This window comes from Sphingomonas sp. Leaf198, assembly GCF_001424005.1.
Lineage (GTDB): Bacteria > Pseudomonadota > Alphaproteobacteria > Sphingomonadales > Sphingomonadaceae > Sphingomonas.
Genome location: NZ_LMPX01000001.1, coordinates 1,242,471 through 1,266,780, shown reverse-complemented (window position 1 = coordinate 1,266,780; position 24,310 = coordinate 1,242,471). Strand labels below are relative to the sequence as shown.

Sequence of the window (24,310 nt, the reverse complement as noted above, 5' to 3'; positions counted from 1 at the left end):
CCCGGGTCTTGAGCCCGATAGTCAGCCTGTATCCGGCACACCCGCCCGCCATGGTTCGCTACCGGTCATCACTTCGCAGCGACCTTCACCGTGCCGGCGTTCATCGACCATGCGGTGAGTTTCAGCTGCGCACTGCCGCCGCGCGAGGATGCGCTCCACCGGAGCGGGCCACTGCCACGGAAGAACCGGTCGGTGATCGTGCGCTCGCCGTCGTTGATGAAGACTTCCAGGATCGACTCGTCGGCCAGGATGCGGAGCTTCACGCGGCGTGTCTTGAGGTCGACCGGGGCGACGTGGCGGGCGGCGAACCCGTCATGGAAGTGCGGCCCCGACCGCGTCCGATCGACGAAGACCTCGTTCACGGTCGGATTGACGCCGACGACGGTCTGATAGCCTTCGCCGTCCGTGAGCGTGATCGCCACCTGCTCGGACGAACCGGCGTTGATCGCCAACTCCAAATCCGCCGAGCCGCCCTGGACGGGAAGCGCGGTAGGGCTGTCGCGCAGGGTGGCGGCGAAGTCCTGTCGGGCGCCGTGCAGAGCTGCAACCTCGCGCACCGGCGCCTGCAGGATCCGATACCCCTCGGGCGATTTCCGGAGCGTAACCTGGCGCGGGACGGTCATCAGTCCGCGCGACGGCCACGTCGGGATCGCCTCGGCATAGCGCCAGTCGTTCGCCCAGCCGATCCAGATGCGACGGGGATCGTCCTTCGGCAGATCGTTCCAGGACACGGCGGCGTAGAAGTCTGCCCCATAGTCCATCCACTGCGCATCGCCGGGCCAGCCCTGCACCGGCGTGAAGCGGGTACCGTCGAAGTCGCCGACGAAATACTGACCACCAGAGCCACCACCGACGGCGTTGTCGCCGAGGTTGATGCCGAGCACCCAGCGCTTTTCGCCGACAGCCCCGCCATCGACCGGCAATTCGAACAGATCCGGGCACTCCCAGTTCTTGCCGCGCCCCCCAGCGGGACCGAAGCTGCTGGCGAACGTCCACTGCTTGAGGTTGGGCGAGGTGAAGATCACCGCGCGGTTCTCCAGCGCCATCACCGCGACCATGACCCAGCGCTTGGTGCCGGCATGCCAGAAGACCTTCGGATCGCGGAATTCGGGCGATCCGACGCTCAGCACCTCGCCGTGGACGGTCCAGGTCCGACCGCGATCGTTGCTGTAGGCGACGTACTGCGACTGCAGCTTCGCCTTGGGGTTGTGCCCGGTATAGATTGCGATCAGCGGGGGGTTGCCGTCCCGCCCGAAACCACTCGTGTTGTTCCAGTCGACGACCGCGCTGCCGGAAAACGCCATGACGTCGGCGGTCTCGGGAATCGCGATCGGCAGTTCTTGCCAGTGAACGAGATCGCGGCTGACTGCGTGACCCCAGTTCATATGCCCCCAGCGATCGCCGTGCGGGTTGTACTGGTAGAACATATGATACTCGCCGTCGTAATAAACGAGCCCGTTGGGGTCGTTCATCCAATTCTTGGCCGGGGCGAAATGATAGCTGGGCCGCGGGTCGGCCCGCTGCGCCGATGCCGGGGTTGCAAGAACGGCCGCTGCCGCCAGCAGCATTGCGATCGTCTTCATGCTGCCGCTCCCCGCAGATCCATGTCTTCCAATGCGACGCCGTTCGTCTCCGGCATCACCTTCCACGCCCAGACGAACTGGAGCAGCATCATCGCGCCGAAGAACGCGAACACCCAGCCGCCGACGGCGCTGGCCACGACCGGGAACAGCCAGGTGATGATCGCCGCCATCACCCAATGCGTGGTCGAGCCAAGCGCCTGACCCTTGCCGCGGACCGAACTCGGGAAGACCTCGGAAATGAACACCCAGATCACCGCGCCCTGGCTCACGGCGAACGCCGCGATGAAGGCGAGAAGCCCGACGAGGATCAGCGTGCCGTCCGGCGCGACGCGTTCGAGCTGCCAGCCGACCAGAAGCAATGCGGCGGCACAGATGATCGACCCGACGAACAGCAGCGGCTTGCGGCCGAACCGGTCGATCAGGAACAGCGCCAGCGCCGTGAACAGCAGGTTGGTGCCTCCGACCGCGACCGACTGCAGCAAGGCGCTATCGGCGCCGGCACCCGCCAGCTCGAAGATGCGCGGTGCATAATAGAGCAGCGCGTTGATGCCCGAGAGCTGGTTGAACATCGCGATCGCGATCGCGCAGGCGACGGGGAGCGTGTGCGACGCTTGGAACAGACGCGGAGCACCCTTGACTGCCTCGCGCGTGTCCGCCGCCTCGATGCGGAGCAGTTCGGCATCGGGATCGCTGAACCCGAGGCGGGTCATTGCGGCGACGGCACGCTCGCGGTGCCCCCGTACGGCCAGCCACCTTGGACTTTCGGGCAGGAAGAACGTGACCACCAAGAACACGGCCGAGGGAATCGCGACGATGCCGAACATCCAGCGCCACGCCGTCTCGGGCGGCAACACCTGCGCGATGACGTAGTTGGAGAGGAACGCGATGAGGATGCCGAGCACGATGTTCAACTGGTTCATCGCCACCAGGCGGCCGCGGAACCGCGCGGGCGACACCTCGGCGATATAGATCGGCGTCACGACCGACGCGGCCCCGATCGCCACGCCGCCAAGAAAGCGGAATGCGATCAGCACGTACCAGTCGTTCGCCAACGCAGTCCCGAGCGACGACACGACATAGGCGATCGCGACGGACAGCATGATCGCCTTCCGGCCATACCGATCCGCCGGCGCTCCTGCTATCAGCGATCCCAGGACGGTGCCGATCAGCGCCGAGGCGACGGTGAAGCCCAGCGACGCCTCGGTCAGCGTGAACTGGTTTTGCAGCGCATTGGTCGCGCCCGAGATCACGGCGGTATCGAACCCGAACAGGAGGCCACCGAGAGCAGCCCCTGCGGCGCTCATGATGATCGCCGGGGTCGCCCGGGCGTCGTCGACGATGCCGGCGTCGCCGGAACTCACAACACTATGCATTGACGGCATCCGCTTCGATGGAGGTGGTTTCGGTGATCGTCCAATGCGTCGGCCACTGCCGCGTCGCCGTCCGATAGGCGAGCGCGAGCGCGCCGGTCAGACCCGCCGACGATCCTGCGGTCGGCGCGGCGACGTAGTCGGCCATGTCGATCGCGCGCATGCTGGCATCGTAGCCGGCCAGTTTCGCGGTCAGCGCGCGGCGTACCCGATCGTACATCGGCGGTTGCATGACACCGCCGCCGATGATGATGCGATCGGGGCGTACGGTGTAGGTAAGAGTCGCGCAGAGACCGGCGAGGTAATCCGCCTCGATGTCCCATGCCGGATGATCCTCGGGCAGCGTCTCGGCCGGTACGCCCCACCGGGCGTGCATCGCGGGCCCACAGGCCAGGCCTTCGACGCAGTCGCCGTGATACGGACAGATCCCGGCGAACCGATCGTCGCCGGGCGCGCGGGGCAGCTTGATATGCCCCGTTTCCGGATGATTGGCGCCGCCGTGCGGAGCGCCGTTGATCAGCACGCCGACGCCGATGCCGGTGCCGACCGTCACATAGCAGAATGTGTCGAGACCCTGACCACTGCCGAATAGCCGTTCGCCGACCGCAGCGCAGTTCACGTCGGTATCGAGCGCGGTCGGCGCGGCGATCGTACGGCGGAAATGGGCGAGGAGGTCGACGTTCTGCCAGCCCGCTTTCGGGGTCGACGTGATGCAGCCGTAGTCGCCTGCAACGGGATTCAACGATAGCGGGCCGAAGCTTCCGATCGAGAAGGCCGCGAGCGTGCCGTGCTGCCGGGCCGCGTCGGCGAAAAAGGCGCTTGCTGCGCTTAGCGTCTCGTCCGGCGTCGTGGTGGGGATGCGAGTCTGCATCAACGGCGTGCCGTCACGATCGGCAATGGCACAGAGGAACTTGGTCCCGCCCGCTTCGATCGCGCCCAGGAGCAAAGGCTCAACCACGGGCGCTCACCCCAAGATGAACGGACGCCAACAATAGTTCAGAACGAACGAACACGAATTTCCTCTCCCGACACCAGCCACGTCTTCGCGGTCAGCTACTAAATCTACTAATGTGATCTAGTCTGTCAAGGATAGTTAAAAATCCCTTCGATAGAGGGAGATGCGCGTCTTAATCCTGGGCCAGGCGGATCAACCGTTTTTAAACAGGCTCGCCAAGTCCGGGGTGAAGCTCGCGTGAAGAGGAAGTAGGCCTGCTCCTACCGCGGCAGCCAAATTGCCCAGCGTGCCTTTTCGAATCTCGGGCGCGAAGAAATCTGGTGGCGCATCGGTTGAGAAGTGACGGCGCAGTCCGACGGTGATGTCGTCCAGACACGCGGGTAAGATTGCCCCATCGATGATCACGGCTTCGAGATCAAGCAGGCTGTTGGCGCTGGTCACCGCGAAGGCTAGCGCTTCGACACACCGGCGCGTCCACGCGGCGCGCTCTTCGTCGCACACGGCCTGGTCGAGCGCGTAGAGCGAGGCGTGGTGGACCAGATAGTCGCTCTTGCCAGCGGCGCAGACCGGCATCGAGGCGAGCGCCCCGGCATTGCCGTGCCGACCCTGATGCACCCGACCGCCCAAGACGAGTCCGCCTCCGACGAACGTGCCGATGTTGATCGCGAGAAAATCCTGTAGGTCGACGCCGGCGCCGCAGAGCAACTGCGCCAGGGCCGCGGCGTTACCGTCGTTCTCGAAGAACGTGGGCCATGTCCGCCCCGCCTGGAGGCGATCCGCGACGTCGGCCCGGCGCCATTCGTCGGCTTGATTGACCGATATGCCAAGTTCGTCGCGCCATTCGCCGAGGAACCAGGGCATCGCGATGCCAATGCCCATGAACGCTTCGGCGCTCAATAGGTCCGTCGATGCGAGGTATTCGTCGATGAACGCGTCGATATGGCCGAGCACGGTATCGATCGAGGGAAAGCTGCCGGCATGGCGACCGACCGCTTTGCGCTCACCGTCGAAATCCAGGAGCACGATGGTGGTGTCGCCGCGCCCGACCTCGACGCCGACGGTATATCCCCGCTTGCCGTTGATCCGATAGATCGTCGCCGGCTGGCCCATGCCACCGGTGCGCTTGCCCGCCTGGAACAGCAGCCCGACCTCGGCCAGTTCATCGACGATGCGGACGACGGCTTGAGGTGACAGGCCCGTCATGCGCGCGAGTTCCGCTTTCGAAGCGCCGTTCATCCGTCGAACGGCCGACAGGATCAGGCGCTCGTTATACCGTCGCATTCCGCCAGCATTCGTACCTCGCCGCATGGAATCCACGCCGTATCCTTTCATCCGTTATGCCGGAGCGTCGCGGAGACACTCGCCATCAGGCGTTCGCCGTTCCCTCGATAAGGCACCGGGGCCCATACGGAAGGGTGCGCAGCCCTTTTTTTGGTCGCAATCCATCTGAAGATTTCCCGCAAGACGAATGGCGCTGCCGTCCGACCTCTGGCGCATCCCGCTGCCGCCTGCGTTTATAACGCCGCCGATATTATTGGCGTGCGCGAATTAAATCGAGCAGCGATGCGTACCGAAGGCTAGGGCGTGCGTCTCGTCAGTCGACAGGATGATCGCATGCGCCCGAAACCCGAAATCCTGCTGTCCGAAGATCAGAAACGCATCGTCTGGGATCTGCGGATCAGTGGCCCTAGCGCGCGCACTGCCCTTGCCGACCGTCTCGACATGCATAATGGCGCGGTGACGCGCTTGAGCCGTGAGTTGATCGCGCTCGGGCTGGTTGAGGAGCATGTCCAGGACCAGCGGGCAGGGCGCGGGCGGCCGATCGTACCACTGGGTATCTCAAGCGGTGGCGGCTATGCGGCAGGCGCGACGCTGCATCCGGGCTGGCTCGAGATCGCGCTGGTCGATTTCGCTGGCACGGTGATCGTCCGCGATCTTGAGCCGTTCGACAGCCCCGATCCGCGCGCGTTCGTCGAGGCGGTGGACCGACGGTTGCGTGGTCTGAGCATGAGCCACAATGTGCTGCGGTCGCGCTTCCTGGGGCTGGGCGTGGCGGCGACCGGGCCGACGCTCGCGGGCGATCCGACGCGGCGCTGGACGGTCGACTGGTTGCAGGGATGGCGCGATCTCGATCTGCAACGGCTGTTCGCCGACTATCTCGGCCTGCCGGTCTGGATCGAGAATGACGGGACGCTCGCCGCGCTCGCCGAATATTACGACAGCGGGCTGATCCGCACGTGCAGTTCGGCGATCGTGTTCTTCATCGGGCACGGGGTCGGCGGGGGGATCATCGTCGACCGCGCGATCCTGCGCGGCGAGCACGGCAATGCGGGCGAGATCGGCCGGTTGTTTCCGGGGAAATCCAAGCGGCCGTCGGGGATCGACCTGCTCGCCGAATTGCAGGCGGCCGGCGCCGACATCCGCGCGCTGAACGAGGTCGAGATGCATCAGGATACGCATGCCGCGTTGATCGACGCGTGGGTCGAGCGGGCTGGAGAGCAGCTTGCGGTCGCCGCCGACAGTGGTGTCGCGTGGCTCGATCCCGGCGCGATCGTCGTATCGGGCGCGCTGCCGCTGCCGATCCTCCACGCGCTCGGTGCAGCGCTGGAACGCGCCGACTGGGCGACGGCCTTCCCCCATTTGCCGCGGCCGAAAATGCATGTGTCGCGACTTGGCAGTTGGGCGGCGGCGGTAGGCGCCGCACTGCTTCCCATCCACCAGCTCGTCGCCCCGAATGCCGAACGATGACGCGATTTATTTCCGGATAAATAAATAAAACTGCCACAACCACCGCCTAGCCGCGCCGTCATTGGGGGCGGGCAGTCGATGCCGGCCAGACGGGCGGGGATCATCGCATGGTTGGGTTTTCACTACGGTTGCTGGCACTCGCCAGCGTGTCGTCGATCGCGATCGTCGGTCCGGTCGCGGCGCAACAGACGGACGCCACGTCGGCGACCACGACATCGGCGACCGGGACGTCGGCGGCCGAACCCGCGACCGCGCCACCCGGGGATATCGTCGTCACCGGCATCCGGCGCGCCAACAACGTCGCGATCGAGGCCAAGCGCAACGCGACCAACATCATCGACGTCATCGGATCGAACGACGTCCGCGCGTTGCCGGACGCCACCATCGTCGAAGCGCTGCGGCGCATTCCGGGTCTGTCGGTCCTGCCTGCGACCGACAATGAGCATCCGCGCGACGAGGCCGCGACGCCGGTGATCCGCGGGCTCGGCCCCGCATACAACAACGTGACGATCGACGGGTTGCAGCTTGCCTCGCCCGGCACGCCCAACGGAACGCTTGGCTCGATCTCGCGCGGGGTGCGTCTCGACATCCTGCCCGCATCGATGATCAGCCAGTTGCAGGTCGTGAAGACCTTCACCGCCGATCTCGATCCGAACGCGGTCGGTGGCGCGATCAACATCGTGACGCGCAGCGCGTTCGAAGGCGGCGGCAAGCCGTTCGTCACGACCGAGGCGTCGCTCGGCCATGCGAACGACACCGGCCTGCCGCGCCACCAGCCCGATTTCGGCACGCGGCTCGGCGCAACGGTCAGCACGGCGTTCGGCGCGAACCACCAATACGGCGTCGTCCTGTCGGGCAATTACCAGACGCTCAGCAGCTACACCGACACGCACATGACGACCGATACGATCCACTATTCCTTCTACAACGCGGCAGGGCAGCTTCAGACTGGCGCCGGTCTCGGCAACGGCTTCGCAGTTCCGCAGCAGGACAAATACTGGTACGTGATGGACAAGCGCGATCGCTACGGCCTGACCGGCAAGTTCGAGGTCCGGCCCACCGACACGCTCCAGGCCTATGCGTCGCTCGGCTATTATTATTTCAAGGACAAGATGGAGCGCAACGAGGTCCTGATCGACCCGCGCAACCGTGGCATCGTTCAGAACCAGACCGCGACCTCGGGCAATTATCCCGGCGGCGACGTCGAAGTAGGCTGGGAGAATGCCGATATCGTCACGCGGACGCGTGTCGCGCAAACCGCCCTGACGTGGCAGCCCGGCGATCGCCAGACGCTCTCGCTCAAGGGCAGCGCGTCGCGCGCGACCTATGACGAAGTGTTCCAGATGATCAAATACGCGACCGGCGTCGCACGGCCGGCGCCCGGCATCGCCGGGGCCACGCCGACCGCGACGTCGAACTTCGCGTTCGCCTACGACACCAGCCGCCTCGATCAGAAGTTCGCGGTCGATCCGGCCGCCTATAACAATTTGGCGAACTACAGCCTGCTTTATTACCGGCCGAACAACGAACGGCACGCCAGCGACACGGTGCTGACCGCGCGGCTCGATTACGGCTTCAATCAGGGGGCGGATGCGGACGGTATCGGGTTCGCGGCGGGCGCGAGCTACACCGACGATCGGCCCAAGTTCAATCTCGACCGGATCGATCTGGAGCCCAACACGACCGGTCGGCCGATCGGCCTTGCGACCGCGGTCGGCCCCGGCGGTGCGCCACTCAACTATTCGAATGGCCTTTATCTGCTGACGATCGATCCGGCCGCCGCGGTCCGCGACATCACCGCGCAACCCGGATCGATCCTCAACAGCACGGATCAGTCGAACTACAACAACCAGGACGATTTCCGCCACGTCGAGAAGATTGCGGGTGGCTATGCGCTCGCCAGCTACGTCTCGTCGGCGATCAACGCGCAGGCGGGCGCGCATCTCGATCACACCGACCAGTCGACCGTCGGACGGATCAAGCGCAACGGCGTCTTCGTCGATCAGCCGACCAGGTCGAACTACACCTACCTGCTGCCCTCGGCGATCGCGACCTGGCATGTGACGCACGCGATCGACCTGCGGGCGGCGGCCAGCCAGACGATCGGCCGACCCAGCTATGACAGCTATGCCGCGCGCAGTTCGATCGGCTTCGTCAATGCGAGCGATCTCGGCAACGGCGCGGCGACCGGCGTCAACGTCACGATCGGCAATCCCGACATCAAGCCGCGGCGGTCGACCAATCTCGACCTCGCCACCGACTGGACGCTGTCGAGCCGCTATGGCGGGATCGTCTCGCTCGCGGGGTTCTACAAGGATATCAAGGACGAGATCTTCAACGCGGCCTCGGTCGGCTACACCTATGAGGGGGTGAACTACGTCAACGCGGTCGTCACCAGGCCGACCAACGCGAGCAAGGCGAGCATCAAGGGGATCGAGGCGAGCGCGGTGCTGAACTCGCTCGAGTTCATCCACCCGCTGCTGAGCGGCTTCGGCGTCAGCGCGAACGCGGCGTTGCTCCGCGGGCGGATCGACGTGTTGAGCAGCGCCGGCGTCGCGCGCAGCATCGACCGGCTGGTCGGCCAGCCCGACAGCACGCTCAACGCCAGCGTGTTCTATGCGAAACACGGCCTGGAACTGCGCGCGGCCTACAACCGGCAGGGCAGGGCACTGCGCACGATCATCAACGATATCTCTTGGCAGGACCTGTACTGGGCGCCGCGCGAGCAGGTCGATCTGACCGCGAATTACACGCTGCGGAACGGTGTCGCGGTGATCGGCCAGGTCAGCAACCTGACTCATAGCCGCCTCACGAGCTTTGCGGGGCCGGACAAGAATTTGCTCAAGGACAGCTATTCCGTGCCGACGACCTTTTGGCTCGGCCTCCGTTTCACGCCCAAATTCTGATCCCGGAAAGGTCTGCCATGACACGATCGCATCTTGGGGCGCTGGCTCTGCTTACGCTTGCCGCGCTGCCCGCGGTTTCGACCGCTGCTCCGGTGCAGCCGCGCACCGTACGGGAAATCCATGCCGCGCTGGCCGATCCGAACGGCCGCCTGCTGATCGCGGCGCATCGCGGGTGCCATAATCCGGCGCCCGGGCACGATTTGCCGAGCGCGCCGGAGAATTCGCTGAAGGGCCTCGATCACTGCATGGCGATGGGCATCGATATCATGGAGACCGACGTGCGCCGCACCCGCGACGGCTATCTGGTGATGATCCACGATGCGACGGTCGATCGGACGACCAACGGGACCGGCGCCGTCGATCACCTGACGCTCGCCGAGATCAAGGCGCTCCGGCTGCGCGACGACGAAGGCGAGAAGGGTGCCAGCCTCACCGATCAGCAGGTGCCGACGCTCGACGAGATACTGGCGCACGCGGGCAACCGGATCGTGCTGAACCTCGACATCAAGGACGCGATCTATGCCGAGGTGATCGAGGCCGTGGTCCGCGCCGGCGCGACCGACCGGGTGATCGTCAAGACCGTCGCCGGTATCGGCAGCGCGCCACTTGCCGCGATGGCGCCGTACGACCGCGTGCCGTTCATGCCGATCCTGTCCAGTGGGAACGCTGCGGGAGCGGATCTTGCCGGGATCGTCACGCGCCAGGCGTCCGGCCGAGGGCGTGCGATCGGCGTCGAACTGCCGCGCATGCCCGCTGCCGCTCTACCCGGCGTGGTTGCCGCTGCGCGCGCGGCCCATGAACGCGTCTGGGTGAACACGCTCTGGGAGGGGTTCATCGATGGCTATGGCGGGGATGTCGACGCCCTGCGCGATCCCGACGCTGTATGGGGTCGCCTGCAACGCGCCGGCATCAGCATAATCCAGACCGACGAACCCGAAGCGCTGCGACGCTATCTGCGCCGATGATCGCCATCGACACGGACCGTCGTTCTATCGCTACACGCGAAAAACGTAGTTCGACCCCGGCAACCGTTCGATATCCGGCGGGAAGTTGGCGCGCTTGTCGTCGTAATATCGGCGGCGGTGATCGCCGTCCGACGCCGCGTTGTACGTCAGGTACAGGATGCGGCGTTGCGCGTCGGTCAGGTTGGGCTTCGATGCATGCGGGGCGTAGCTGTCGAAGAACAGCACGTCGCCGGGCTCGGTCGGGACCGGAATCAGATCGAACGCAGCCATCTGCTCGGGGCTGAGCGGCTGCCACTCCTCTCCGATCATCTGCGACAGACGCGGTGCGCTGGTCATTTCCAGACAGCCATTCTCGGTCGTCGCGCGATCGATACCTACCAGCGCCGTGACGAACATCGGCGCATAGGTCGTCCAGCCCGCCTGCTGGTCCTGATGCGGTTCGAACCCGGCGCCGCCAGCCTTCTTGAAGTTGATCTTTTCCTTGAACAGGACCGCCTGGCTGCCGAGCAGTTGCGCGACCGCCGCGGACAGCCGTCCGTGACGGACGAGGCCGTCGAACGACGCGTGATAGGGACAGAAGTCCTCGATCCGCTGCATCACGCGTTCGCTGGGAGTGGTCAGGCTGTCCTCGTAATAGACCATGTGCCGACCGGGCATCTCGGGCAGGGCGACGAGTTCGTCGGTCCAGCGTGCGATCTCCGCGGCCTCGTCGGCGCTGAACAGCCCGCGCCGGGCAACCCATCCGGTCTCGGCGAAATGCGCCAGGTCGTCGGCCGTCAGCGGATTCGGATCGTTCAGGGCCATGTCAGCCTGCCAGATGCGGGAGGATCGCGTCGCGCGCCTTGGCGACGTCTTCGGGGAAATCGATTTCGGTCCAGGGCAGGTCGGTCACGTCGACGTAAGTGAACGCGTCCGGCTCTGCGAGCATCAGGTCGCGGATCGCCTCCTCATACTCGATGTCGGTGCGACCGGCCGCAACATAGCGGTCGCAGGAGTCGGCAAGCTTTGCCGCCATCGCCGCACCGAATTTGAAGAACCCCACCGACTCGCCGTGCCAGTCGTGCGCATGTTCCGGGCGTTTGCGGAAATCGACCATCGTCTCGCCCCGGAAGCAGACCTTCACGGGCTCGTCGCCCGGTTCCAGTTCGCGGTCGACGAGCAGCACCGCCTCGCCCGGCGCGGCGACCAGTCGCGCCAGCATCCGTGTGTCGTACAGCACGTCGCCGTCCATCAGCAGGACCGGCCGGCCCGCGCGCAAGCGGTCGCGCTGCACCCAGAGCGATACGAGACTGCCCTGTCGGTAGTCGGGGTTGAGCATGGTTCCCGCGCGGTCGCCGATCGCGTGCCGCAACGCCTCCGCCTCATGGCCGACGGTAACGACGAGATCGTCGACGCCCACCGCCGCCAGCGCCGCCAGATGGCGGTCGAGCAGCGAGCGGCCGTCGAAATCGAGGAGCACTTTCGGGCCGTCATGCGTCTCGCCCAGCCGTCGACCGACCCCGGCCGCGAGCAGGATGGCGATCGGCGATGTTTCTGCGGCGGCGGCAAGGGGGCGGCTTGTTTGCATGGCCCGGCGTCTATAACGAGCCGGCTTGCCGCGGCCAAGCACATCGGGCCGGCCGCGACGCCTGCTCGATCACTGCCTGAACGATCATCGAAAGTCCCGTTTCATGAACGACCTTCCCGCCGATTTTGTAACGCAGACGCCATCGCCCTCACGCGCAGCGCTGTTGCGGCACGCGATCGAGCGACCCGACCTCGCCTTCCTGATGGAGGCGCATAGCGGCCTGTCCGCCAAGATCGCCGAGGAAGCCGGGTTCGGCGGGATTTGGGCATCGGGGCTCAGCATTTCCGCGAGCCTCGGCCTGCGCGACAGCAACGAGGCGTCCTGGACGCAGGTGCTCGACGTGCTGGAATACATGGCGGACGCCTGCGCGCTGCCGATCCTCGTCGACGGCGACACCGGCTACGGCAATTTCAACAATGTCCGGCGGCTGGTGCGCAAGCTCGGCGAGCGCAACATCGCCGGCGTCTGCATCGAAGACAAGCTGTTCCCGAAGACCAATTCGTTCATCGGCGAGGATCAGCCGCTGGCCGAGATCGGGGAATTCTGCGGCCGCATCACCGCCGGCAAGGACAGCCAGACCAGCGACGATTTCGTCATCGTCGCGCGGATCGAGGCGTTGATCTCGAGCCGGCCGATGGAGGAGGCGCTGCGCCGGGCCGAGGCGTATCACGCGGCCGGTGCCGATGCGATCCTGATCCATTCGAAGAAGGCAGAGCCGACCGAGATCTTCGAATTCTGCCGGCGCTGGGGTAACCGAGCGCCGGTCGTGATCGTCCCGACCACCTATTATGCGACGCCGACCGACCTGTTCCGGGAGGCGGGCATCTCGACGGTGATCTGGGCGAACCATCTGATGCGCGCGTCGATCACGGCGATGCGCGAGACCGCGAGGACGATCCACGACGAACAGTCGCTGAGCAACGTCGAGGGCCGCGTGATCCCGGTCAAGGAGGTGTTCCGCCTGATGGGCAACGCCGAGCTCGAGGAGGCGGAGCGGCGCTATCTGCCCGAGATTCCGCGTCCGCGCGCGATCGTGCTGGCGGCGTCGGGCGGCGATCTCGGCGAACTGACTCGCGACAAACCCAAATGCATGATCGACGTGCGCGGCCAGTCGCTGCTCGCGCGTCAGGTCGCGACGTTCGCCGACAGTGGCATCCGCGACGTGACGGTGGTGCGCGGCTTTGCCAAGGATGCGGTGGCGGTGAAGGGCATCCGCACCGTCGACAATGATCGCTTCGCCGAGACCGGCGAGGCGTATTCGCTGGCGCAGGCGGACGCGGCGCTGACCGGCGAGCTGGTCGTGTCGTACGGCGACGTGCTGTTCCGCAACTACATCCTGGAGAGCCTGCTTTCGAGCAAGGCCGACGTGGTGCTCGCGGTCGACGCTGCGCAGCGCAAGGACACGCGCGTACGCGATCTGGTGCTCGCCGATCATCCCTTCTCGGGCGGTTATCTCGACGATGCGCCCGCGCACATGATCCGGATGGGCAGCGATCTGGCCGCGGACGCAAGCGGCGAATGGGTTGGCCTCGCGCGATTCAGCGCGACCGGCGCGACATGGCTGCGCGAGGAGATCGCCGCATTGTCCGCCGAGGGCTCGCTCGAAACCGCCGACCTGCCGCTGCTGCTTACCCGGATCGCCGCCAAGCACCCGGTGCGCGTCAAGTATTTCATGGGACACTGGATGGACGTCAACACGCTCGCCGACGTCGCCGACGCGCGCAACTTCACCTGATGATCACCGCGGACGCCTTCATGGCCGAGGCATCGGCCGCCGGGTTCGATTTCTACACCGGCGTACCGTGCAGCTATCTGACGCCGCTGATCAACGGCGTGCTGTCCAATCGCGCGCTTCGCTATGTCGGCGCGGCGAGCGAGGGCGAGGCGGTCGCGATCGCCGCGGGCGCGTGGCTTGCCGGGCGCCGCACGGTGGCGATGTGCCAGAACTCCGGGCTCGGCAACATGGTTAATCCGCTGACCTCGCTCAACGCACCCTTCCGAATTCCGACTCTGCTGGTGACGACGTGGCGCGGCCGGCCGGGCGAACCCGACGAACCGCAGCATGTCGTGATGGGTGAGATCACGCATGACCTGCTGAGCCTGATGGGGATCGAGCACCGACCGTTCCCGAATGTCGACGCCGCGATTGTGCCGTCGTTGCGCGAGGCGGTCACTGCGATGGACGCCTCGTCTCAGCCTTTCGCGTTCGTCATGGCGAAAGGCGATGTCGCCGATACCGCGCTCGATCAGCGCCCACGTGATCTGCCTGCGCGAGGACGACTTGCGGATTACGCGACGCGCGGCGCGCGACCAACCCGTGTCGCGGCGCTCGAACGGTTCCTCGCGCTCACGGACGATTCGACCGCGGTGATCGCGACCACCGGCAAGTCGGGCCGCGAGCTGTTCACGCTCGCAGACCGCGAGCAGCATCTGTATCAGGTCGGATCGATGGGCGGCGCGGCCGGCATGGCGCTCGGCGTCGCGCTCAATACCGCGAAGCGAGTCGTCGTCATCGACGGCGACGGTGCAGCGCTGATGAAGCTTGGCACGCTGGCGACGATCGGCGCGGAGGCGCCAGCTAACCTGATCCACATCCTGCTCGACAACGGCGTACACGACTCGACCGGCGGGCAGGCGACGGTCTCGGCCTCGGTCGACTTCGCCGCGGTCGCAGTCGCCTGCGGCTATGGCTATGCCGCCTCTTGCGATGACCTCGATGGGTTCGAGCGGGCATGGGCCGAAGCCGCCACCGCCGGTCGCCCGGCGATGATCCACCTGCGGATCGCCGCCGGATCGATGGCGACGCTCGGCCGCCCGACCGTGACTCCAGAGGCGGTCGCGCGGCGGTTCAAGGCGTTCCTCGCGCGGTGAAGCGGTCCGCGATCCTGGCGGTCGTCATCGGGCTGATCCTCGCGGTCACGCTGATCGCCACAAACGATTTCGCGAAAATCCTGGAGGCTTTGCGGCAGGCTGGATGGGGGATCGCACTCGTCGTGCTGCTCCACCTGCCACAGACGTTCGCATCGGCCATCGGCTGGCAGGAACTGCTCGACCGGCGCGCCCCCGTGTCGCGCTTGTATGTCCTGCGCTGGATCCGCGAGTCGGTGAACGCGCTGCTACCGGTGGCACAGATCGGCGGCGATTTGGTACGCGCACGGCTGCTGGCGCGACGCGGACCGCCGCTCGCGCCATCGCTGGCCTCGTCGATGGTCGATCTGTCGGTCGAGGGCGCGACGCAGGCGATCTTCACGATCCTGTGCGTCGCGCTGCTGATCGCCGGGCCGCATGGCGGCGAGGCGATGACGCTCGCGATCGGCGTCACGGTGGCGAGCATCGCGATGGCCGTGGCGTTCGTCGTCGCGCAGCGCTTCGGCCTGTTCGCGCTGATCGAGCGCGGCGTTGCCCGCTGGACCAAGGCAAGCGATCTCACCGGACTGAACGCCGCCGTGCTGGCGCTGTACCGGAACCCCGCCAGACTGTCGCGTTCGGCAGGCTGGCACCTGCTGTCGTGGCTGCTCGGCGGGATCGAGACCTGGGCCGGGCTGCACGTCCTCGGGGTGCACGCGTCGCTGCGTGAGGCGATGGTGATCGAGGGGCTGGGGCAGGCGGTGCGCGGCGTCGGCTTCCTCATTCCCGGCGCGCTCGGTGTGCAGGAGGGGGGATATCTGCTGATCTGCGCGATGTTCGGCATCCCTCCGCAGCAAGCACTCGCGCTATCGCTGATCCGCCGTATCCGCGAACTCGCGCTGGGCTTGCCGGGGCTGGCCGTGTGGCACCGAATGGAAGCGCGACCGCCGGTCGGTGGCGTGCAGGAAGGACTATCGTGACGCCTCTATTGTTGACGCCGGGTCCGCTAACCACAGATCCTGCCGTGCGCCGGGCCATGCTCGACGACTGGGGCTCGCGCGATCCGGCGTTCGTCGCGCTCACTGCGGAACTGCGACGGCGGTTGCTCGACGTTGCGAATGGCGGCGAAACGCATGTCGCGGTGCCGATCCAGGGCAGTGGTACCTATGCGCTGGAGGCGGCGGCCGGCACGTTGCTCGGGGTGGAAGACCGCCTGCTGGTGTTGATCAACGGCGCGTATGGCGAGCGTATGGCGGCGATCGCGACACGGTTGGGGCGTGCCGTCGAGACGCTGCGCTGGGACGAGAACGAACCGGTCGACGCTACGGTCGTCGCGGCGCGGCTGGCGGCGGACCCGGCGATCACGCACGTCGCGTTCGTCCATGTCGAGACGACGACCGGGCTGCTCAATCCGCTTGAAGAGGTTGCCCGGGTGGTGGCCGACGCCGGTCGCCTGCTGATCGTCGATGCTATGGCGAGCTTCGGCGCGTTGTCGATCGACCTGTCTACGCTGCCGGTTGCCGCGATCCTCGCTTCCAGCAACAAGTGCCTCGAAGGGACGCCGGGCCTCGGCTTCGCGCTGGTCGACCGCGCGGTGCTGGATGGGTGCGCCGGACAGAGCGCGTCGATGAGCCTCGACCTTCACGCACAGTGGCGTGGGTTCGAAACGAATGGCCAGTGGCGCTTCACTCCGCCGGTGCAGGTCGTCGCGGCCCTCGTCGAAGCGCTCCGGCGGCTGGAGGCGGAGGGTGGCAGCACCGCCCGGCTTGCGCGCTATACGGGCAACCTCGCGACGCTGTTGCGCGGCACCGATGCCTTGGGTCTCGATCTGTATCTCGATCGATCGTTGCAGGCACCGATCATCGCCACGTTCCGATCGCCCGATCGCTTCGATTTCACGACCTTCTACGACGCGCTCGCCGCAGCCGGGTTCGTGATTTACCCGGGCAAGCTGACCAAGGCGGAGTCGTTCCGGATCGGGTGCATCGGCGCGATCGGTCCGGCGGATTTCGATCGGTTGGTAACCGCGATGCGCCCCGCGCTAGCCGCGGCGACGCAAGGCTAGCAGCGCGATGATGATCGCCGCGTTGGGCGTGATGACCGCTGCGGCGATCGTCATCGGCCAAGCTAGGCCGAGCCAGATCAGCACCGGCACCAGGATCATCGCGTCGTCTGGATCGACGGTGAAGCCCGCCGAGAGCTCATAGCCGCGGACGTCGGCGAAGTTCAGGACATTGAGTTCGGCGAACAGCGTGCCGATGCCGACGCCTGCGAGAATACCGAGCCAGAGCGCGGCCATGCCGTGCGTGGCGGCCAACCCTATCCCTAGCCCGACGAACGTGGCGACGCTGGCGATGCAGTCGCTGGCGAGATCGTAGCGATAGCCCCACACGCTCATCTGTCCGGTCTGCCGCGCGAGTTCGCCATCGGCGCGATCGAGCAGCATCGATACGACGAACACGACCCCGCCGATCGCCATCCAGCCATATGTCCCGCCCGCGAAACACACAGCGGCAGCCAAGCCCGACACCAGTCGCACCGTCGTGATCTGGTTGGGCGTGATCGCGGTCCGCGCGGCGATCCGGACGGCAGGCCGAACGATGCGGTGGATGATCGTATTGTGGCTCAAGCGGCAGCTCCGGATCGGCGAGATAGGCGGGTGTCATGGCGCGGTAGTGGCTTGCGCGGCCGACATCGCCGAAACATCGCTTTGTATTCGCGAAACCGGTGGATTAGAACCGACCATGGCTTCTTCTGCGACCCCGCTGCTCGATACCGTTTCGACACCCACCGACCTCCGCAAACTGCATCCGGACCAGCTCCGCCAGCTGGCCGACGAATTGCGTACGGAGACGATTTCCGCGGTTGGCACCACCGGTGGGCATCTCGGTTCGGGCCTCGGCGTGGTCGAGCTGACCGCTGCGATCCACTATGTCTTCGACACCCCGCGCGACCGATTGGTGTGGGACGTTGGTCACCAGTGTTACCCGCACAAGATCCTGACCGGCAGACGCGACCAGATCCGCACGCTGCGCCAGGGCGGTGGCCTCAGCGGCTTCACCAAGCGCAGCGAGAGCGAATACGACCCGTTCGGCGCGGCGCATTCCTCGACGTCGATCTCGGCGGCGCTTGGCTTTGCGATCGCGAACAAGATCGCGGGGACGCCCGGCAGGGGCATCGCCGTGATCGGCGACGGCGCGATGTCCGCGGGCATGGCGTACGAGGCGATGAACAACGCCGCGCAGGCGGGTAACCGCCTTGTTGTCATCCTCAATGACAACGACATGTCGATCGCGCCACCGGTCGGCGGTCTCTCGGCCTATCTCAGCCGTATCGTGTCCAGTCGCGAGTTCCTGGGTTTCCGCGATCTGGCCCGGAAACTCGCCAAGCGGTTGCCAAAGCCGATCGCGGACGGGATCCGCAAGACCGATGAACTCGCCCGCGGCATGACGATGGGTGGCACGCTGTTCGAGGAACTCGGCTTCTACTATGTCGGCCCGATCGACGGGCACAATCTCGAACACCTGATCCCGGTGTTAGAGAATGTCCGCGATGCCGAGGAAGGCCCGATCCTCGTCCACGTCGTCACCAAGAAGGGCAAGGGCTATGCCCCCGCCGAGGCCGCTGCGGACAAATACCACGGCGTGCAGAAGTTCGACGTGATCTCCGGCGTCCAGACCAAGGCGCCACCGGGCCCGCCACAATACCAGAACGTGTTCGGCGCGCAGCTCGTCGCCGAGGCCGCGAAGGACCCGCGGATCTGTGCGATCACCGCGGCGATGCCGTCGGGAACCGGGCTCGACGCGTTCGCCAAGGCGTATCCCGACCGGTTCTTCGACGTCGGCATTGCCGAGCAACACGGCGTCACCTTTGCCGCCGGTCTGGCCGCACAGGGCATGCGCCCTTTCTGCGCGATCTACTCGACGTTCCTCCAACGCGCATATGATCAGGTCGTGCATGACGTGGCGATCCAGAACCTACCGGTGCGTTTCGCGATCGACCGCGCGGGTCTCGTCGGTGCCGACGGTGCGACCCATGCAGGCTCGTTCGACGTCACCTACCTCGCGACGCTGCCGAACTTCGTCGTGATGGCGGCGGCGGACGAGGCCGAACTCGTCCATATGACGCATACCGCGGCGCAGTACGACACCGGCCCGATCGCTGTGCGCTATCCGCGCGGCAACGGCACCGGCGTCGCACTGCCCGAGACTCCCGAGCTGCTGGAGATCGGCAAGGGCCGCGTCGTGCGCGAGGGCAAGAAGATCGCGATCCTGTCGCTCGGCACGCGTCTCGAGGAAGCGCTCAAGGCCGCTGAAATCCTCGAAGCCAAGGGTCTGTCGACCACGGTCGCAGATCTTCGCTTCGCCAAGCCGCTCGACGTCGACCTGATCCGCAAGCTGCTCACCACGCACGAAGTCGCGGTGACGATCGAGGAGAATTCGGTCGGCGGCTTCGGCGCACACGTCCTGACGATGGCGTCTGACGAGGGGTTGCTGGACGGCGGTCTGACCGTGCGCACGCTGCGTCTGCCCGATGTCTTCCAGGATCAGGACAAGCCGGAACGCCAATATGCACAGGCCGGGCTCGACGCGACGGCGTTGGTCGACACCGTGTTGAAAGCCCTCAGGCATAATATCGCTGCTGCGGGCGTGTCGGCATGAAGGGTGTCGCTGCGTTTGCATTGCCTATCCTGCTGGTGGGCGCTGCGCCGCCACCGGAGGGGGTCCTGACGGTGCACGTCAGCAATGTCCGCAACGCCAAGGGGCGCGTGCATGTCGACGTCTGCCCGCAAGCGAAGTTCCTGAAGGAGGATTGCCCGTGGTCGGGGGTGGCACCGGCGCAGGAGGGTATGACGACCGTGACCGTCCGCGGCCTGCCTGCCGGCACTTACGCGGTACAGGCGTTCCACGACGCGAACGCGAACGGCAAGGTCGACCGCGCGTTGTTCGGTATCCCCAAGGAAGGCGTCGGCTTCTCCAACGATGCGCCGATCCGGATGGCGCCGCCGAAATGGTCCGCTGCCGTCTTCGCGTTCGATGGCAACGCGCAGACGATCGCGCTGAAACTGCGGTACTTCCTCTGACGTGACGATGTCCTCGACCCTGCGGATGCTGGTCCCGCGCCTCGTGTCGATCAGTATGCGCCGGCCCTGGCTGGCGACTGCGCTCGGCCTGCTCACCGCGTTGCTCGCGTTGCTGTTCACCGCCACGCACTTCACGATGACGACGGATACCGGCGCGCTGATCTCGCCCGATGTCGACTGGCGGCGTCAGGAGCGCGCGATGAAGGACGCGTTCCCGCAGTTGCGCGACGCGATGCTGATCGTCGTCGATGGCCGGACGCCCGAACTCGCCGAGGATGGCGCGGCCCGGCTGTCGATGCGGCTGGCGGCGGACCCGCGGCATTTCCAGTTGGTGCGCCGACCCGATGGCGGCGACTTCTTCGCGCGCGAAGGCCTTTTGTTCGGCTCCCCCGACGACGTCCGCAAGGCGACCGCGGCGCTGATCGCGGCGCAACCGATGCTTGGGCCGCTTGCTGCAGATCCGTCGCTGCACGGTGTCGCAGGCGCGTTGTCGACGATGCTCGACGGGGTGGCTGCCGGCTCGGCGACGTTGGCGCAGATCGATCCGCCGATGCGTGCGCTCGCGCAGGCGACCGATCGCGTCCTCGCGGGCAAGCCGGCGTTCTTCTCCTGGCAGACGCTGTTCGCAGACGGCAGTTCGGCGCTCGCCGCACCGACCCGTCGGCTGATCCTGGTCAGGCCGGTGCTCGACTACGGCTCTCTGACCCCCGGCAAGGAGGCCGCCCGTGCCGTCGCCGCAGCCTCCGGCGCATTGCGGCTCGATGCAGCGCACGGCGTCGACGTCCGCCTGACCGGCGAGGTACCGCTGGCGGACGAGGAGTTCGCGACGCTGGAGGAGAATATCGGCGTCGTCGGGCTGGTGATGCTGGCGGCGATGTTGGTGACGCTCTGGCTCGCGACCCGTTCGGTTCGGCTGGTCGCCGCGATCGTCGCGACGATCGTCGTCGGTCTGGTCGTCACCACCGCGGTCGGAATGGCGGTGGTCGGTCGTTTGAACCTGATCTCCGTCGCGTTCATCCCGCTGTTCGTCGGCCTCGGCGTCGACTTCGGGATCCAGCTTTGCGTGCGGTTCAACGCCGAGCGGGTCGACGGTGCCAGCCCTGCGGACGCTCTGCGCGGCGCGGCGACCGCGCTCGGCGCGCCACTGCTGCTCGCGGCCGGCGCGGTCTTCCTCGGGTTCGGTGCGTTTCTGCCGACCGCGTATATCGGGGTCGCCGAGCTGGGCGTGATCGCCGGGCTCGGCATGGTGATCGCGCTGGCGTTCAGCGTGACGTTGCTCCCCGCGCTGGTGCTGCTCCTGCGGCCGGGGGCGCCGACCCGCGAGGTCGGGTTCGCCTGGGCTGCACCGATCGATCGCGCGCTCGAAACGCGGCGGCGGACGGTATTATGGGCGTTCGGCGTGGCGATGCTGGCCAGTATCGCGCTGCTGCCGTTCGTCACCTTCGACTTCAATCCGCTCCATCTGCGCGATCCGAACGGTCCGGCGATGCGCACGCTCGCCGATCTGACGCGAGATCCGACGCGAACGCCCAACACGATCGATATCCTCGCCCCGGATCATGCCCGCGTTGTCGCACTGACCCGGCAGCTGAGCCGCCTTCCCGAAGTGAAGCAGGTCATCTCGATTGACAGCTTCGTGCCCGCCGACCAGCCGGTGAAGCTGGCGGCGATCGGCGATGCCAACGTCCTGCTCGACCTCACGCTCAACCCGTTCGATGTCGCCCCCCGCACCGATGATGCCACGCGCGTCGCCGCGTTACGGGCCGTGACCGCCAAGCTGCGCCAGGCTGGCGATCGTTCGGGGCTGGCCGATGCGTTCGATCGGCTTGCCGCCGCGCAGCCCACGGCACGCAACCGGGTGGACGACATGTTGTCGCAACCGCTCGCGGTCATGCTCGATCAGGCGCGTGCGGCGTTGCAGGCACAGGGCGTGACGCGCGCGACGCTCCCACCGGCGCTGGTCCGCGACTGGCAGGCCCCGACCGGCCAGTACCGGGTTTCGGTGTTCCCGTCCGGCAATGCCAACGACAACCGCGTGATGGAGCGGTTCCGCACGGCCGTGACTGCGATCGCTCCCAACGCATCGGGGCTGCCGGTCGCGACCCAGGCGGCCGCGTTCACGATCGCCGGCGCGTTTGTGCAGGCCGGGGTGATCGCGCTCGTGCTGGTCAGCCTGCTGTTGTTCGCGGTGCTGCGCGATGCGAAGGAGGTGGCGTTCACGCTGGCGCCGGTCGTGCTGTCGATCTTCTTGACGCTCGGCACCTGCGTCGTGATTAGCCAGCCGATCAACTTCGCCAACATCATCGCGTTCCCGTTGCTGTTCGGCGTCGGTGTCGCGTTCCACATCTATTTCGTGATGGCATGGCGCGGCGGCGCGACCGAACTGCTGCAATCGAGCCTTGCGCGCGCGATCGTGTTCAGCGCGCTCGCCACCGGCACCGCGTTCGGCAGCCTGTGGCTGTCGCACCATCCGGGTACCGCCAGCATGGGCAAGATCCTGATGATCTCGCTCGCCTGGACGCTCGTCTGCGCGTTGATCTTTGAACCTGCGTTGCTCGGGCCTCCCCGCAAAGGGACGGATTCCAAGACTCTGTAATCCTGACGAAGGTCAGGGTAATGGCGTGGAGGGCGGGTTCTGCGTCCGAGGATCCGCTTGAGGCGCGGCTGGGTCGGTCAGCGGATCGGAAAGCTCTGGAGCGGAGTCAGGTGCCGATGGGGCTGGCGTCGCCGTTGGCGAAGACATTGCCGCAGGATCAGCCAACGGGTCCGAAAGTTCGGGAGCATCCGACGCTGGTACCGTAGCGCCACTCGCCGGATCTGCCAGCGGGTCGCCCAGTTCGCCACCGGCTGCCTTCGCCCTGGTTCCCCGTAAGCGCTGGATCTCGGCTACCCGATTTTGCAGGTACACCGATCGCAGCGTCGCATACGGATCGACCGCACCGGCGAACAATGCACGCAGATCGTCGTCCGCCTCCGCCCGCGTGTCCAGCCCGGTCAGGACAGCGCGCGGCGCCTGGTATTCGAGCCGGTCGAACGGCGATCCGACCGCCAGCGGCAGCACCAGTCCGTCAGCCTGTCCGCCGAGCAGATCGCGCAATGTCGACGGCCCGACGAACGGCAGGAATATATAGGGCCCCGGCTTCACACCGTAGAGGGCCAGCGTATTGCCGAACCCGTTGGGTCGGTGTGGTAGCTTGATCGCCGGCAGCTTGGCGACGTCAACCAGCCCGCCGATCCCGAGCGTCGAATTGAACATGAAGCGGCCGAAGGTCTCGGCGGCCTTGCCGGGCTTCAGCTGCAGCAGATAGTTCAGGAAGACGATCGGCTCGCCCAGGTTGCTGAAGACGTTGCGGATACCCGATCGCACCGGCTTGGGCACGACATGCTTGTATCCCATCGCCGCGGGACGGAAGAGCCGTCGATCGAAACCCTGCTGCGTCGCGAACATGCGACGATTGAAACCCTCAAGCGAATCCCCGCGCGCATGGCGAGGACGGGAACGCGGTGCGGCGGCTGGAGGCGTAGCGGCGGGCGCCTCGCCCACCTGCGCTGGCGGAGGCGCACGTTGGGGGAGGGGCGCGGCCTGCGAAACCCCGGCCAGCAGCAGTGCCGCGATCGCTGGGGTCACCTGGCGCTCTTCGCCGCGAGACTATCGAGATGGCCGACCAGCGCCTTGGCCCCGCCGCTCTGAAGGACGCTTGCAAAATCGGCACGGCGCGTCGCCAACTGGCTGATCGAATTGCGGTAGAAGACGTCGATGATCTTCCAGCTGCCGCCGCTCTGGCGCAGGCGATAGGACAAGGCGGTCGGGCTACCGGACTTGCTCGACAGCGTCGTACGGACCAGGCGGTCGCCACCGCGCGTGTCGACCTTGGGATCTATCGTGAAGGCCTGCCCGGACCAGCTGTCGAAGTTCTTGGCATATTGCGCGATCGTCATGCGGCGGAAGGCCGCGACGAGCGCGCTCTGATCGGCTGCGCTGGCCGTGGTCCAGCCCGCGCCGACCGAAAGCCGCGTCATCAACGGCAGGTCGAAGCTGCGATCGATGACCGGGCCGATCGCAGCGGCGCGGGCGGCTTCCGACTTGCCGCTCTTCATGATGCCAAGCAGGCCGTCGTCGAGCGCCTTGACCGGCGCTTGTGCCGGATCGCTCGCCTGCGCCGAAACGGGTGCTACGGCAAGCAGGGACGAGGGTAGCAGGACGGCCAAGGACAGCAGGATCTGGAGCGGGGATCGCATGCGGGTTTCTCCGAAAAACTGATTGCATGATCGCATACCGACAGGCG

The 24,310-nt window shown here is 66.4% G+C and carries 19 protein-coding genes; 10 read left to right on the top strand and 9 right to left on the bottom strand.

Annotation, left to right across the window (positions count from 1 at the left end; all coding sequences use genetic code 11):
- Positions 1–68: 68 nt before the first annotated feature.
- From ASG20_RS05620 to ASG20_RS05605, 4 genes are all read right to left on the bottom strand, one after another.
- Positions 69–1,583 carry a glycoside hydrolase family 32 protein gene (locus ASG20_RS05620; protein WP_056049596.1) on the bottom strand — a complete coding sequence of 505 codons (1,515 nt, stop codon included), beginning with the start codon at positions 1,581–1,583 and terminating at the stop codon, positions 69–71.
- Complete coding sequence (locus tag ASG20_RS05615) at positions 1,580–2,944, bottom strand: sugar porter family MFS transporter (protein WP_201780678.1); 1,365 nt, start codon at positions 2,942–2,944, stop codon at positions 1,580–1,582. Before ASG20_RS05615 ends, ASG20_RS05620 begins: the two co-directional genes overlap by 4 nt.
- A 4-nt stretch (positions 2,945–2,948) precedes the next feature.
- Entirely contained in the window at positions 2,949–3,911 is a 963-nt protein-coding gene (locus ASG20_RS05610) for an ROK family protein (RefSeq protein ID WP_056049593.1), read from the bottom strand.
- Between the two features lie 189 nt (positions 3,912–4,100).
- Positions 4,101–5,189, bottom strand: a complete 1,089-nt coding sequence (locus ASG20_RS05605; protein ID WP_231420472.1) for an ROK family transcriptional regulator — start codon at positions 5,187–5,189, stop codon at positions 4,101–4,103.
- 333 nt (positions 5,190–5,522) lie between these two features.
- Here ASG20_RS05605 and ASG20_RS05600 point away from each other — a divergent pair, with 333 nt between their 5' ends.
- The 3 genes from ASG20_RS05600 (at position 5,523) to ASG20_RS05590 (ending at position 10,527) form a co-directional block, all read left to right on the top strand.
- On the top strand, positions 5,523–6,656 hold the full coding sequence (locus tag ASG20_RS05600; protein ID WP_056049589.1) for an ROK family transcriptional regulator: 1,134 nt from the start codon (positions 5,523–5,525) through the stop codon (positions 6,654–6,656).
- Positions 6,657–6,763: 107 nt separating this feature from the next.
- Complete coding sequence (locus ASG20_RS05595; RefSeq protein WP_082470740.1) at positions 6,764–9,562, top strand: TonB-dependent receptor; 2,799 nt, start codon at positions 6,764–6,766, stop codon at positions 9,560–9,562.
- A 17-nt stretch (positions 9,563–9,579) separates the two neighbouring features.
- On the top strand, positions 9,580–10,527 hold the full coding sequence (locus tag ASG20_RS05590) for a glycerophosphodiester phosphodiesterase family protein (protein ID WP_056049586.1): 948 nt from the start codon (positions 9,580–9,582) through the stop codon (positions 10,525–10,527).
- A gap of 30 nt (positions 10,528–10,557) precedes the next feature.
- On the opposite strand, the gene ASG20_RS05585 is transcribed toward ASG20_RS05590, so the two are convergent.
- Both ASG20_RS05585 and ASG20_RS05580 read right to left on the bottom strand, forming a co-directional pair.
- A complete protein-coding gene (locus tag ASG20_RS05585) occupies positions 10,558–11,331 on the bottom strand; it encodes a phytanoyl-CoA dioxygenase family protein (protein ID WP_056049583.1) in 774 nt (257 codons plus the stop codon).
- Between the two features lies 1 nt (position 11,332).
- The gene (locus tag ASG20_RS05580; RefSeq protein ID WP_056049580.1) at positions 11,333–12,094 is read right to left on the bottom strand and encodes a phosphocholine cytidylyltransferase family protein; all 762 of its coding nucleotides are present in this window, start codon (positions 12,092–12,094) and stop codon (positions 11,333–11,335) included.
- A 103-nt stretch (positions 12,095–12,197) separates the two neighbouring features.
- On the opposite strand from ASG20_RS05580, the gene aepX reads away from it, so the two are divergent.
- Genes aepX through ASG20_RS05560 form a run of 4 tightly spaced genes read left to right on the top strand, consistent with a single transcriptional unit; the run spans position 12,198 to position 17,006 of the window.
- Positions 12,198–13,829 (top strand): phosphoenolpyruvate mutase, encoded by a 1,632-nt coding sequence (gene aepX / locus ASG20_RS05575; RefSeq protein WP_056049577.1) that lies wholly within the window; start codon positions 12,198–12,200, stop codon positions 13,827–13,829.
- Positions 13,829–14,965 (top strand): phosphonopyruvate decarboxylase, encoded by a 1,137-nt coding sequence (gene aepY / locus ASG20_RS05570; RefSeq protein ID WP_056049574.1) that lies wholly within the window; start codon positions 13,829–13,831, stop codon positions 14,963–14,965. The genes aepX and aepY overlap by 1 nt, the downstream gene beginning before the upstream one ends.
- The gene (locus ASG20_RS05565; RefSeq protein WP_056049571.1) at positions 14,962–15,921 is read left to right on the top strand and encodes a lysylphosphatidylglycerol synthase domain-containing protein; all 960 of its coding nucleotides are present in this window, start codon (positions 14,962–14,964) and stop codon (positions 15,919–15,921) included. The genes aepY and ASG20_RS05565 overlap by 4 nt, the downstream gene beginning before the upstream one ends.
- Positions 15,864–17,006, top strand: a complete 1,143-nt coding sequence (locus ASG20_RS05560; protein WP_330218657.1) for a 2-aminoethylphosphonate--pyruvate transaminase — start codon at positions 15,864–15,866, stop codon at positions 17,004–17,006. The genes ASG20_RS05565 and ASG20_RS05560 overlap by 58 nt, the downstream gene beginning before the upstream one ends.
- Here ASG20_RS05560 and ASG20_RS05555 read toward each other — a convergent pair.
- Complete coding sequence (locus ASG20_RS05555) at positions 16,983–17,570, bottom strand: CDP-alcohol phosphatidyltransferase family protein (RefSeq protein ID WP_056049568.1); 588 nt, start codon at positions 17,568–17,570, stop codon at positions 16,983–16,985. The genes ASG20_RS05560 and ASG20_RS05555 overlap by 24 nt on opposite strands.
- A 115-nt stretch (positions 17,571–17,685) precedes the next feature.
- Here ASG20_RS05555 and dxs point away from each other — a divergent pair, with 115 nt between their 5' ends.
- The 3 genes from dxs to ASG20_RS05540 are packed head-to-tail and all read left to right on the top strand — an operon-like array spanning position 17,686 to position 22,620.
- Positions 17,686–19,602 (top strand): 1-deoxy-D-xylulose-5-phosphate synthase, encoded by a 1,917-nt coding sequence (dxs, locus tag ASG20_RS05550; RefSeq protein WP_056049564.1) that lies wholly within the window; start codon positions 17,686–17,688, stop codon positions 19,600–19,602.
- Positions 19,599–20,024, top strand: coding sequence for a DUF2141 domain-containing protein (locus ASG20_RS05545; RefSeq protein WP_056049562.1), 426 nt, complete (start codon positions 19,599–19,601; stop codon positions 20,022–20,024). Before dxs ends, ASG20_RS05545 begins: the two co-directional genes overlap by 4 nt.
- 7 nt (positions 20,025–20,031) lie before the next feature.
- The gene (locus ASG20_RS05540) at positions 20,032–22,620 is read left to right on the top strand and encodes an MMPL family transporter (protein WP_201780675.1); all 2,589 of its coding nucleotides are present in this window, start codon (positions 20,032–20,034) and stop codon (positions 22,618–22,620) included.
- Positions 22,621–22,632: 12 nt separating this feature from the next.
- Here the strand turns inward: ASG20_RS05540 and ASG20_RS05535 are convergent, their stop codons facing one another.
- Together ASG20_RS05535 and ASG20_RS05530 are read right to left on the bottom strand one after the other, a co-directional pair.
- A complete protein-coding gene (locus tag ASG20_RS05535; RefSeq protein ID WP_056049558.1) occupies positions 22,633–23,652 on the bottom strand; it encodes an MlaA family lipoprotein in 1,020 nt (339 codons plus the stop codon).
- Positions 23,649–24,263: an ABC transporter substrate-binding protein gene (locus ASG20_RS05530; RefSeq protein ID WP_056049555.1), complete on the bottom strand. Its 615-nt coding sequence runs from the start codon at positions 24,261–24,263 to the stop codon at positions 23,649–23,651. Before ASG20_RS05530 ends, ASG20_RS05535 begins: the two co-directional genes overlap by 4 nt.
- Positions 24,264–24,310 lie beyond the last annotated feature (47 nt).